General features: G+C 70.6%; 11 protein-coding genes. 6 read left to right on the plus strand and 5 right to left on the minus strand.

All coding sequences use genetic code 11. The annotated features are described in order from the left end of the window. Window positions 1–6 precede the first annotated feature (6 nt). The 4 genes from FZO89_RS01070 to yeiP all read left to right on the plus strand — a co-directional run bounded on the left by FZO89_RS01070 (window position 7) and on the right by yeiP (window position 5,208). The gene (locus tag FZO89_RS01070) at window positions 7–903 is read left to right on the plus strand and encodes a hydroxymethylglutaryl-CoA lyase (protein WP_149103969.1); all 897 of its coding nucleotides are present in this window, start codon (window positions 7–9) and stop codon (window positions 901–903) included. A gap of 29 nt (window positions 904–932) precedes the next feature. Continuing rightward, complete coding sequence (locus FZO89_RS01075; protein WP_262378465.1) at window positions 933–3,461, plus strand: sensor domain-containing protein; 2,529 nt, start codon at window positions 933–935, stop codon at window positions 3,459–3,461. 147 nt (window positions 3,462–3,608) lie between these two features. Continuing rightward, entirely contained in the window at window positions 3,609–4,379 is a 771-nt protein-coding gene (locus FZO89_RS01080) for an SDR family NAD(P)-dependent oxidoreductase (RefSeq protein ID WP_149101534.1), read from the plus strand. Between the two features lie 262 nt (window positions 4,380–4,641). Beyond that, window positions 4,642–5,208, plus strand: coding sequence for an elongation factor P-like protein YeiP (gene yeiP / locus FZO89_RS01085; protein ID WP_149101535.1), 567 nt, complete (start codon window positions 4,642–4,644; stop codon window positions 5,206–5,208). A gap of 59 nt (window positions 5,209–5,267) precedes the next feature. On the opposite strand, the gene FZO89_RS01090 is transcribed toward yeiP, so the two are convergent. The 4 genes from FZO89_RS01090 to FZO89_RS18620 all read right to left on the minus strand — a co-directional run bounded on the left by FZO89_RS01090 (window position 5,268) and on the right by FZO89_RS18620 (window position 9,323). Further along, complete coding sequence (locus FZO89_RS01090) at window positions 5,268–7,085, minus strand: DUF7844 domain-containing protein (protein WP_149101536.1); 1,818 nt, start codon at window positions 7,083–7,085, stop codon at window positions 5,268–5,270. Between the two features lie 11 nt (window positions 7,086–7,096). Next, the gene (locus tag FZO89_RS01095; protein WP_187470996.1) at window positions 7,097–7,399 is read right to left on the minus strand and encodes a DUF2388 domain-containing protein; all 303 of its coding nucleotides are present in this window, start codon (window positions 7,397–7,399) and stop codon (window positions 7,097–7,099) included. 98 nt (window positions 7,400–7,497) lie between these two features. Then, complete coding sequence (locus FZO89_RS18615) at window positions 7,498–7,938, minus strand: PaaI family thioesterase (RefSeq protein ID WP_222928068.1); 441 nt, start codon at window positions 7,936–7,938, stop codon at window positions 7,498–7,500. After that, window positions 7,935–9,323, minus strand: coding sequence for an FAD-binding oxidoreductase (locus tag FZO89_RS18620; RefSeq protein WP_222928069.1), 1,389 nt, complete (start codon window positions 9,321–9,323; stop codon window positions 7,935–7,937). Before FZO89_RS18620 ends, FZO89_RS18615 begins: the two co-directional genes overlap by 4 nt. 244 nt (window positions 9,324–9,567) lie before the next feature. Between FZO89_RS18620 and serA the strand changes: the two genes are divergently transcribed. Beyond that, a complete protein-coding gene (serA, locus tag FZO89_RS01110) occupies window positions 9,568–10,809 on the plus strand; it encodes a phosphoglycerate dehydrogenase (RefSeq protein WP_149101538.1) in 1,242 nt (413 codons plus the stop codon). A 232-nt stretch (window positions 10,810–11,041) separates the two neighbouring features. Further along, window positions 11,042–11,725: an HAD family hydrolase gene (locus FZO89_RS01115; protein ID WP_149101539.1), complete on the plus strand. Its 684-nt coding sequence runs from the start codon at window positions 11,042–11,044 to the stop codon at window positions 11,723–11,725. Between the two features lie 126 nt (window positions 11,726–11,851). Here FZO89_RS01115 and FZO89_RS01120 read toward each other — a convergent pair whose 3' ends face one another. Next, complete coding sequence (locus tag FZO89_RS01120; RefSeq protein WP_149101540.1) at window positions 11,852–12,403, minus strand: NUDIX hydrolase; 552 nt, start codon at window positions 12,401–12,403, stop codon at window positions 11,852–11,854. Window positions 12,404–12,424: the final 21 nt, after the last annotated feature.

Here is a 12,424-nt window from a genome sequence, read left to right on the forward strand (position 1 = left end):
GTGGCCCTGCCCGCGCACGTGCGCATCGTCGAGGTCGGCCCGCGCGACGGTCTGCAGAACGAGCAGGCGCAGGTGCCGACGGCCGCCAAGATCGAGCTGGTCGACCGGCTTTCGGCGACCGGCCTGCGGACCATCGAGGCCACCAGCTTCGTCAGCCCGAAATGGGTGCCGCAGCTGGCCGACGCGGCCGAGGTGTTCTCCGGCATCGACCGGCGGCCCGGCATCGCCTACCCGGTACTGGTACCGAACCTGCAGGGCTACGAGCGTGCGCGTGCCGTCGGCGCGAGCGAAGTCGCGGTGTTCACCGCCGCGTCGGAAGCCTTCAATCGTCGCAACACCAACGCCGGCATCGACGAATCGCTGCAGCGCTTCGCGCCGGTGCTCGAACGCGCGCGCGACGAAGGCGTGCGCGTGCGCGGCTACGTCTCCACCGTGCTCGGCTGTCCCTACCAGGGTGCGGTGCCGCTCGCCGACGTGGTGCGGGTGGCGAAGGCGCTGCACGCGATGGGCTGCTACGAGGTCTCGCTCGGCGACACCATCGGCGTCGGCACGCCCGGCGGTGCGCGCGCGATGCTGCGGGCGGTCGCCGCGGACGTGCCGATGGGCGCGCTGGCGGTGCACTTCCACGATACCTGGGGCCAGGCACTGGCCAACATCCTCGCCTGCCTGGAGGAAGGGGTCGCGGTGGTCGACAGCGCCGTCGCCGGCACCGGCGGCTGCCCCTACGCACGCGGCGCCTCCGGTAATGTCGCGAGCGAGGATGTCGTGTATATGCTCCATGGCATGGGCATCGACACCGGCATCGACCTTCCCCGGCTCGCCGACACCGGCCGCTGGCTCTCCGGGATGCTCGGTCGCGAAACCGGCAGCAAGGCCGGGCGGGCCCTGGCGGCGGCCGGATGACCTCGCGGCCGCTGCCGGACGAGGCCGCGATGCCCCCCGCCAACGACGGGACGGCGCAGATCGTCGCCTCGCTGGAAGCGGCCTGCCGCGACCTCGCGCTGCCGGCCGCGGCCCGCGACCTGTTCGCCCGGGCGCGCGACGCCCTGCGCGCCGCCAGCAGCGATGCCGAAGCCGCGCGCCTGCGTTACCACGCCCTGTTCGACGCGGTCCCCGACCCGGTCAGCATCCTCGACGAGAGCGGCATCGTGCTCGATCTCAACAGGGCCGGGCTCGCGGCGTACCGGCGCCCGCGCGAGGAGATCGTCGGCCAGCCGATCGAGGTGCTCAATCCCGACCTGCCCAAGGACCACATGCGGCCGGTGCTGGAGACCCTCAACCGGGGCGAGACCTACGTGATCGAGGTCGCCAACATGCGCGGCGACGGCACCCGCTTCCCGGTGGAGGTGCATTCGGCCGGTTTCAGCCACGACGGGCGCCGTTGCGTGGTGGCGGTCGCGCGCGACCTGTCCGCGCGGCGCGTGGCCGAACTGCGCTACGGCCAGCTGCTGGAAGTGATCGACAAGGGCGTGCTGGTGCTCGACGATCGCGGCCGGCTGGTCCAGGCCAATGCCGCGGCGATGCGCATCCTCGGCGCCGACGAACACCACGATTTCCAGGACTACCTGCGCGCCGGCGACTGGGCGATGGTCGACGAAGGCGGCCGGCCGATCACGGTCGAGGACCTGCCGCCGGCGGACACGCTACGCACCGGAAAGGCCACGGAAAGCCGCGTGCTCGGGCTCTACCACCGGCCGGAACGGCGCCTGCGCTGGCTGTCGGTGAGCAGCGTGCCGCTGTTCGCGCCGGGCGGGCGCAAGCCGGTGCAGGTGCTGTCGTTCTTCAGCGACGTCACCCAGCTCAAGCGCGACAGCGCGCTGTTCGACCGGGCCCAGTCGCTGGCCCACATCGGCGGCTGGGAATGGGAAGTCGACCGCGACGCGCTGTACATGACCGACGAGGCGCTGCGGATCCTCGGAGGACGCACGATGCGGTCGGTCGGCGACCTGCTGTCGGCGCTCGTGCGCGACGACCGCATCCGCCTCGAGACGGCGCTGGAACAGGCGATTTCGGGCAACCGCCCGATCGATCTCGAGGTGCAGGGAACCCGGGTCGACGGCAACCCGCTGTGGCTGCGGATCATCGGCGAGGCCGAGATCAACCGCAGCGAGGGCACCAGCATCACCGGTACCCTGCAGGACATCACCGAGCGCAAGCAGGAGCAGGAGACCCTGCGCGTGCGCGCGCGCACCGATCCGCTCACCGGCCTGCTCAACCGCGACGCGATGCTGTACGAGCTCGAGACCCGGATGCGCGACGCGCTGCACGGCGGGATCGCCGTGCTGTACATCGACCTGGACCGCTTCAAGATGGTCAACGACGTGCTCGGGCATGCCGCCGGCGACGACCTGCTCAATGCCGCCGCCCGCCGCATCGCGCGCGCCGCCGGCACCGAGGGCCTGGTCGCCCGCTTCGGCGGCGACGAGTTCCTCGTCGCCTGCAACACCCGCGACGACGAGGCGCGTCCCGAGCGCATCGCCGACGCGATCCTCGAAGCGTTCTCCGAGAGTTTCCGTTTCGAGAAGGAGGAGTTCGCGATCACCGCCAGCATCGGCATCGCGCGCTCGCCGCGAGACGGCGACCGGCCGCAGGTGCTGATCCAGAACGCCGATGCGGCGATGTACGACAGCAAGCGCCGGATCCTCAACGGCCGCCAGGCGTTCACGCCGGAACTGGCGCAGTCGCAGGAAAACCGGCTGCGCATGGAGAACCACCTGCGCCGCGCGGCCGACAACGACGAGTTCCGGCTCGTCTACCAGCCGCAGGTCGACCTGCGCGACGGCGCCACGGTGGCCGCCGAGGCGCTGATCCGCTGGCAGAACCACCAGCTCGGCGAGATGCGGCCCGACCATTTCATCGGCCACGCCGAAACCACCGGCGACATCGTCCGCATCGGCGGATGGGTCCTGCGCGAAGCCTGCCGCCAGGTGGCGGAGTGGCGCGACGCGGGCCTGGGCATCATCCGCGTCGCGGTGAACGTGTCCTATCGCCAGTTCCTGGTCGAGGACCTGGCGGAGACCATCCGCAAGGCCCTCGAAGAACACCGCCTGCCGGGATCGGCGCTGGAGCTCGAGTTCACCGAGCGGGTGCTGATCGAGGATGCGCCCGACACCCTGCGCACCTTCGCCGCGCTGCGCGAGATGGGCATGATCCTGACCATCGACGACTTCGGCGAGGGTTACAGCGCGCTCAACTACCTGCGTCGGCTGCCGATCCACGGGCTCAAGCTCAGCCAGCTGTTCGTCGAGGGCGTGCCCGGCAACCATTCCGACGTGGCGGTCTGCCAGGCGGTGGCCGGCATCGCCCGCAGCCTGGGCCTCGGCCTGGTGGCCGAGGGCATCGAATCGGAGGCGCAGCGCCGCTTCATGCTGGAACTGGGCGTGCCGGTGGGCCAGGGCTTCCTGTTCGCGCCGGGGCTGCCACCGGACGAGTTCGCGCGTCGCCTCGCCCCGCAGCGCTGACCGCCTGCCCGGGCTGCTGGCTCCAGCGTCGCACGTCGCCTGCAACGGTCGGGCTCGCGGTGCGGTCGACCCCGGGGCCAGGTCCGCATCCATCGCCACCGCGGAAGGCGCGTTAAAATGCGCGCTTTCCGACGCGGGAACCCGCCCATGCAATCCGCATCCGTCCGCGCCGTCGTCAGCGGCGGCGTCTCCGGCCTCGGCCTGGCCGTGGCGCAGCGCATCCTCGCCGATGGCGGCAAGGTCGCGTTGTTCGACGTCAACGACGACAAGGGCGCCGCCGCGGTGGCGAAGTTCGGCGCGGCCAACGCGCGCTACTTCCGCACCGATGTCACCAGCGAGGACGGCGTGGTCGCGAGCGTGGCCGAGGCGAAGGAGTTCCTCGGCGGGTTGAACGTGGCGGTGAACTGCGCCGGCATCCTCGGCGCCGGCCGCGTGCTCGGCCGCGAGGCGCCGATGCCGCTGCAGCAGTTCTCCAACACGGTGATGGTCAACCTGGTCGGCAGCTTCAACCTGGCCAAGGCCGCGGCCGCGGCCATGCAGCACAACGAGGCCGGCGACGACGGCGAACGCGGGGTGATCGTCAACACCGCTTCGGTGGCCGCCTACGAGGGCCAGATCGGCCAGGCGGCGTATTCCGCGTCCAAGGGCGGCGTGGTCGGCATGACCCTGCCGATGGCGCGCGAACTGGCGCGCTTCGGCATCCGTGTCAACACCATCGCCCCGGGTATCTTCTGGACGCCGATGGTCGACGGCATGCCGGAGGAGGTGCAGCAGTCGCTCTCGGCTTCGATCCCCTTCCCCTCGCGCCTGGGCCGGCCCGGGGAATTCGCCGACCTGGTCGCCTACATCGTCGGCAACCGCTACCTCAACGGCGAGACCATCCGCCTAGACGGCGCGGTACGGCTGGCACCGAAGTGACCGCCGCAGGCGGTCATCCCGAGCACAGCGAGGGATCTCGCACCGCAGGCGGTCATCCCGAAGCGCAGCGAGGGATCTGCCGATACAGACTGTCATCCCGAGCGCAGCGAGGGATCTCGCACCGCATCGACGCGCGTGCAGAAGATCTGACGGAATTCGCGCGACGGTTTGCAGATTCCTCGCTACGCTCGGAATGACAACGTCCCCCTCTCTCATCCCCCAATCCCAATCCCCAATCCCAATCCCCAATCCCAACCTTCCAATGAAAGCCTACGACATCAAGAAGGGCAACGTCGTCGAACACAACGGCACCGTCTACCAGGTGCGCGACATCGAGCGCAGTTCGCCGCAGGGGCGCGGCGGCAACGTGCGCTTCCGCTTCATCATGTACAGCGTGCCGGGCGGCAACAAGCTCGACGCCAGCTTCGACGGCGACGACAGCCTGACCGAAGTCGAGTTGCAGCGCCGGCAGGCGACGTTCTCGTACAAGGATGGCGAGGCCTTCGTATTCCTCGACGACGAGGACTACACGCCCTACACGCTCGACGCCGATGTCATCGGCGACGATGCCGGCTACATCACCGACGGGCTCAGCGGCAGCTACGTGCAGATCATCGACGAGCAGCCGGTCGCGCTGCAGCTGCCGCAGCACGTGACCCTGGAAGTGGTCGAGACGCCGCCGGAACTCAAGGGCGGCACCGCGACCAAGCGGCCCAAGCCGGCGACGCTCAACACCGGCCTGGAGATCATGGTGCCGGAGTACATCGTCACCGGCGAACGCGTGCTGGTGAACACCACCACCGGCGAGTTCGGGGGCCGCGCGGACTGATCGATCGCGGCGTCGCTGCGTCGCCGCCGAGGCACATCGCCGCTCCGCGGCGCGGCGGGCTACGGAGACGCGGCCTCCGCCAGCCGGCGCAGATGGTCGCCGGCCAGCACGAGGTTCGCCTCGACCCGCTCCAGCCTGCCGCGCTGCGTCTCCGGCAGCCACTGGTGCGCGCGCGCGTGCAGGCCGTCGCGCAAGCCGCGCAACCTGGCGTCGTCCTGCGCCACCGCGACGGCCAGCCCCTTGCGCTCCCCGCCTTGCGGAAGCCCGTAGCCGTCCGGCAACAGGGCCGACGGACGGCCGGCGTAGGCGCCATCGGCCAGCAATTCGCGCAAGGCGTCGGCAGCGCCGGACAGGTCTTCATCGCCACGCAGGAAGCGCTGCTTCAGGGCCTCGCGCGCCTGCGCCTGCTCGCGCCGCAGCGCCGCCTGCTCCAGCACCAGCAACGCCGCGGAGGCGCGCAGGTCGCCGCGTTCGAGCCAGGCCGTACGCGTCGCCGGGTCCAGCGCGAACCACGCCTGCGCATCGTCCACCGGCAGGTCCAGCCGCGCGTCGGCAATGGCGAACAGGCCGGCGAAATATCCTGCCAGCGACTCGAATCGGTAGCCGTCGCGCAGCGCCGCCGCGGGATCGTCCAGCACCGAGGCGTCGGCGATGCCCTCGCGCTGCAGGCGCCGCAGCAGTCCGGTGGGCGTGATGCTGCGGAGCGGCGCCCGCGCCAGGCGCGGCACTCCGTCGTTGAGCAGCTTCCAGGTCTCGACCGCGCAGTTGTTGCCGACGAAGTAGTAGCGCCCGTCGTAGCTCCAGTGCACCTGCGCGGCGCGTCCGAGCAGGCCGGCGATCTCGGCCTCGTCCAACCGCAGCGGAATCGACCGCAACCCGCGCAGCTCGACCTTCGTGTACTCGTCGACCACCTGTCCCAGCGGCAGCACGAACAGCCGCGAGGGATAGGAACCGGTCAGCCCGCGCCAGCTGGAGATCTGCACGTCGTCGACGAAGGCGCGGAACGAGAGCACGACGTGGTGCTGCAGGTCGAACCGGCAAGCCGGTCCCCGCGCCCGTCCGGGCGCGCACACCACCAGCCGCAGCATGCTGTGACCCCAGCGGCTCATCGGACGTTCGTTGGCTTCCGCGAACAGGTAGTCAACGGACTGGATACGCGCCGGATCGATGTCGAGCATGCGCAATGCGGCGGCATCGTCGGCCGCCGCGACGAACGGCAGCGCCTGCGCACAGTCCTCCGCCGCGGCCTTCGCGCCGGTAGCGAAATGCGACGCGAAGTACCGGTGCAGCGCGGGTCGTCGACAGGCGTATCCGGGATCGAGCAGGAAGTGCTCGAGGTTCACCGCGACGAATTCGGCCGGCGAATGCAGTTCATAGGCGTCGGGACTGCGGTCGCGCATGTCGTTGCGCGAGACGCGCAGGCCCAGGCGCAGCGGTCGTACCGGCCAGCCGGCGAGATCGAGCAGGCGCGCATCGCGCGACAGGCCGCCGCGCGGGGAACGGTCGTAGACGTGGGCGAGCTCGTGCAGGATCGCCGCCAGCGCGGCGCGCGCCGACGGATCCGCATGCCCCGCGCGAACATCGCGCGACATCCAGTCGTCGAGCAGCGATCGCCGCAGGTCGACACGGCCATTGCGCGTGCGTCCATGCACCTGCCGCGGGAGGTCGTCGCGCCAGCGCAGCACGACGGTGCGGTCGAGGCGTTCGCGGAACGCGGCTGGCAGCGCCCCGAGCGCCTGGTCGACCAGCGCCCGCGTCGCCGCTGTCTGATCCGGGGAGAGCCCGGCAGGATCGATCTCGAGCCGCAGGGAAGCCTGTGCCTGTGCGGCGCAGGCCAGCAGGCCCGCCAGCAGGCACGGGCGGGCCAGGCCTCGCACGGAAAAGGCGATCAGCGGGCGAGGATCGCCAGCGCGAGCTGCAGGTCGCTGGTCTCGCGGCTGCCGGGGTCGCGCTCGCGCAGGTGGCGCAACGCCGACTCGAGCCTCACGCCGCGGATCGCACCGTCGCTGGCGACGAACATCGCCGCGTCGTCGCGGGCCTCGAGCACGAGCTTGTCGTCGCCCGACGTGCTGCCGGACGAAGCCGACGAGCCTGCCGACGAGGCGCCGCCCGAGGTGCCGGCGAAACTGCCGGCATACGCCGGCGCGGCAAGCAGCATCAGCCACAGCACCGAAAACAACGCTCGCATCATCAGGTTCGCCTCTGCAGCCGGGTCCGGCGCGCAGGATATCGCGATGTCCCGCACTGCAGCTGAATGCCAGCGGGGCCATGCGCCGGCCATGCCACCGGTCACGCTTCCGGTCGGGCCTCGGCCGTCGCCGGCACCACCGTCCCCTGGGCGATCGCGCACAGCGCCTGCGCCTGCGCACGAAGCGCATGGATCTCGCAGCGGCAGACCGCCTGCCGCCGCCCGGCCGACACCGCGAAGGCGCGCGCAACCAGCGCTTCGCCGGTCGCCGGCCGCAGGTAGTTGATCTTGAACTCGGAGGTCAGCGCATTGCCGCCGAGCGCCATGCCCCCGGCGAAGGTGATGGCGTTGTCCGCCAGATAGGCCAGCACACCCCCGTGGGCGAAGCCATGCTGCTGCAACAGCTCGTCGCGCAGCGGCAGCCGGATCTCGGTGTCTTCGGCCGAAGCCCGAACCAGGGTGGCGCCGAGCAGGCGGCTGAACGCCTGGGCCTCGAAGATCCCGCGCGCGAACGCCGCCAGCGACTCGGCGTCCCGGATCACGGCTCGTCGAACAGCTTGCCGGGATTCATCAACCCGTCGGGATCGAGCACCCGGCGGATGCCGCGCATCAGCGCGATTTCCGCTTCGCTGCGGGTCGAGGCCAGGTAGGGCTTCTTGACCAGGCCGATGCCGTGCTCGGCGGAAATGCTGCCGCCATGGCGCTGCAGGGCACCGGCCAGCAGCTTCGTCACACGCTCGCACTCGGCCACGAAATCCGCCTGCGCCATCGCCTCGGGCTTGAGCACGTTGATGTGCAGGTTGCCGTCGCCGATATGGCCGAACCAGACCACGTCGAAATGCGGGTACTCGCGCCCCAGCAGCGCCCGGGTCTCGGCGAGGAAGGCCGGCATCGCCGAGATCCGCACCGAGACGTCGTTCTTGTAGGGCACGTACTGCGCCAGCGCCTCGGTGATGCCCTCGCGCAGCCGCCACAGCTGCGCGGCCTGGGCATCGCTCTGGCTGATCACGCCGTCCAGCACCCAGCCCTCGCCGAGGCACTGTTCGAACGCCGACAGCGCGGCCACCTGCTCCGCCTCGCCGGCCGCGAACTCGACCACCACGTAATAGGCGTGCACCTCGTCGAACGGCTTCTGCGCGCCATGGGCCAGCACGTGGTGCAGGGCGCGGTCGGTGAAGAACTCGAAGGCCTCGAGCCGCAGTTTCGAGCGCAGGGTCTCGAACACCCGCATCAACGCGTCGAAATCCGGCAGCGCCAGCAGCATCACGCTGGTCGGCGGCGGCGGATCGGTGAGCCGAAGCGTCGCTTCGACGATGATGCCGAGCGTGCCTTCCGAGGCCACGGCGAGGTGCCGCAGGTCGTAGCCACTGGAGTTCTTGACCAGGCCTCGGCCGAGGTCGAGCAGTTCGCCGCGTCCGTCGACCAGCTTCAGGCCCGCCACCCATTCGCGGGTATTGCCGTAGCGGATCACGCGGATGCCGCCGGCATTGGTGGCGATGTTGCCGCCGATGGTGCACGAGCCGCGCGCGGCGAAATCCACCGGGTACACCAGCCCATGCTCCCCCGCCGCGTCGTGCACGGCCTGCAGCGGCATGCCGGCCTGGACCGTGAGCGTGCGGTCGACCGGATCGAAGCCCAGCGCCCGGTTCATGCGCTCGAGGCTGAGCACCAGTTCGCCGTTGGCCGCCACCGCGCCACCGGACAGGCCGGTGCGGCCGCCCGACGGCACGATCGCCACGCCGGACTCGCGCGCCCAGCGCACGATCGCCTGTACCTCTTCCACCGTCGACGGCAGCGCGATCGCCAGCGGCGCGGGTGTCCAGCGCCGGGTCCAGTCGCGCCCGTAGTGTTCCAGGTCAGCGGCATCGGTGAGCAGGCGCAACTGCGGCAGCGATTGCGAGAGCACGGCCAGGCGCGGATCGGTCATCATCGACAGGAGGCGAAGAAGGGAGCGCCAGCGTGCCAGCGACGGCCGGGGGCGTCCAGCGCGCAGGCGCGGCCAGCGCGCGTCCGGTTCGTTACCTTCGCAACGAACCGTCAAGCCCACTGTTGCGCCGCGTCGCCACCGCTGTTCCGCGCAAGGGGGCAAACGCACCTGCTGCAGCGCGGAAAAGGCGCGGTGCATCTGGGATAATGCTTCGCTCGCCCCGACGCTGACGGACACCACGCGCATGACGCCCCTGAAGACCTCGTTCCCCAAGCAGGACATCCGCGTGGTGCTGTTCGAAGGCATCAGCAGGAGCGCGGTCGAGGTGTTCCGGGCCGCGGGCTACGAGCAGGTGGAAGTGCTGCCCAGGTCGCTGGCCGGCGACGAGCTGAAGCAGAAGATCGCCGGCGCGCACATCGTCGGCATCCGCTCGCGCACGCAGCTCACCGCCGAGGTGCTGGCCGAGGCGCGCAAGCTGCTCACGATCGGCTGCTTCTGCATCGGCACCAACCAGGTCGACCTGGATGCGGCCGAGCTCGCCGGCATCCCGGTGTTCAACGCGCCCTACTCCAACACCCGCAGCGTCGCCGAACTGGTGGTGGCCGAGGCGATCATGCTGATGCGCGGCATCCCGCGCAGGAACGCCGAATGCCATCGCGGCGGCTGGAGCAAGTCGGCGCTGGGCAGCCATGAGGTGCGCGGCAAGACCCTGGGCATCGTCGGCTACGGCCACATCGGCACCCAGGTCGGCCTGCTGGCCGAATCGCTGGGGATGCAGGTGCTGTTCCACGACATCGAGGCCAAGCTGTCGCTCGGCAACGCGCGCGCGGCCGCGGGGCTGGACGAACTGCTGGAGCGATCGGACGTGGTCACCCTGCACGTGCCGGAAACTCCCGCCACCCAGATGATGTTCGGCGCCGCGCAGATCGCGCGCATGAAGCCGGGCGCGCACCTGATCAACGCCTCGCGCGGCACCGTTGTTGACATCGACGCGCTGGCCGCGGCCCTGGAGTCGGGCCACGTCGGCGGCGCCGCGGTGGACGTGTTCCCGGTCGAGCCCAAGGGCAACGACGACCGCTTCGAATCGCCGCTGGTGAAGTTCGACAACGTGATCCTGACCCCGCACGTCGGCGGCAGCACGCTGGAGGCGCAGGACAACATCGGCACCGAGGTGGCGGCCAAGCTGGTGCGCTACAGCGACAACGGCAGCACCCTGTCGGCGGTCAACTTCCCCGAGGTCACCCTGCCCGAGCACGCCGGCAGCCATCGCATCCTGCACATCCACCGCAACGTGCCGGGCGTGCTGTCGCGGATCAACGAACTGTTCTCGCGCGAGGGCGTGAACATCGACGGCCAGTTCCTGCGCACCGACGCCAAGGTCGGCTACGTGGTGATCGACATCGCTTCCACGCCGGAAATCACCTCCCGGTTGCGTGCGGCCCTGAACGAGATCGAAGGCACGCTGCGCACCCGGGTCCTGTACTGAGGCCTCATCCCCGCCATTCCGAAATTCCCGCCATTTCGAAATTCCTGTCATTCCGAAATTCCTGTCATTCCGAACGCAGTGAGGAATCCCGTGATCCGCCGGCAAGGACGGATCGACCGCCTTCGCCGTCGTGAGGCGCTTCCCGCTGCGTTCGGAACGACCCTGATGCGTCGTCGCATTGCCGGGACGACAACCGGCGCACCATGACGCCTACGACCGAGAGGACACCGTCATGCCGCGCAGCTCCACCGCCTTCCTGTTCGATCTCGACGGCACCCTCGTCGACAGCGTCTACCAGCACGTGCTGGCGTGGAAGGAGGCCCTCGACCGCGAGGGCGTCGACCTGTCGGTGTGGCGCATCCACCGCAAGATCGGCATGAGCGGCGGCCTGTTCACCAACATCCTGCTGCGCGAGACCGGGCTGGACATCACCGACGAGCGCCTGGAACGCCTGCGCGGATGGCACGCCGAGGCCTACAACCGCCAGGCGGCCGCCGGTGCGATCCGGCCGCTGCCGGGGGCACGCGAGTTGCTGGCGTTCCTCACCGCCGAGGGCATCCCCTGGGCGATCGCGACCAGCGGCCGGATGGAAACCGCGGCGCCGAACATCGCCGCGCTGGGCGTCGATCCGGCGCAGGTCCCGGTGGTCACCCGCGACCAGGTGCGTTACGCCAAGCCCGACCCCGACCTGTTCCTCGCCGCCGCCGACCGGCTCGGGGTCGACATCGAGCACTCCCTGGTGATCGGAGACAGCATCTGGGACATGCTCGCCGCGCAGCGCGCCCGCGCGCTCGGCGTCGGCCTGCTCTCGGGCGGCTACGGCCGCGAGGAACTGGAACGTTCCGGCGCGTTCCGCGTCTACGACGACCCGGCGGACCTGCTGCGCCACGTCGACGAGGTGGCCGCGCGGCGCTGAACCGAGGCGCACGCCGGCGTGGCGATCATGTGCCCGCGTCGCGACGAACAAGACCCGTAATCGCGCCGGCTGCGCGACGTGCGGCGCAGCTTCGCCTCGCGCCCCGTGGGCGCGGACACTGCGAGGCTAAGGCGAGAGCCACAGGCGCGCCATGCGCCGCAGGGACGGGTCCGCCCGGTCGTCGTCGCGCACCTCCCGGACGTCGCGCCAGGCAAGTGCGATCGACTCCGGGCCGACCACGTACCGTTCGCCCTCGCCCGCATGCACCACGTAGCGCACGTCGTAGTGCCAATGGCCGGGCACGTCGCGATGGTCGGGAATCCAGTGGCGGTCCAGGTCGAAGACCTCCGGGTCGGCGCGCAGCCCTGCGAGCCCGGATTCCTCTTCCGCCTCGCGCAGGGCCACCCGGCACAGGTCGCGATCGCCGTCGGCGTGCCCGCCCGGCTGCAGCCACAGGCCGAGCTTGCGATGGTGGGTCAACAGGACGCGGGTGCGCGAGCGGTCCACCAGCCAGGCCGAGGCGGTGAAATGTCCCGCCAGGCGCGCGCGCAGGAACGGGTCCACGGGGTCCCGCAGGAGTGTGGCGAATTCGGCCGCCTCGGCCGCCTGGTCTGGCCGGCGCCGGGCGTGGGCCGCGAATGCGACCTCCAGCGCCTCGACCTGATCGCCATCGTGCATGGACGCGTCCTCCGCCCGGGT

The organism is Luteimonas viscosa (assembly GCF_008244685.1).
GTDB lineage: Bacteria > Pseudomonadota > Gammaproteobacteria > Xanthomonadales > Xanthomonadaceae > Luteimonas > Luteimonas viscosa.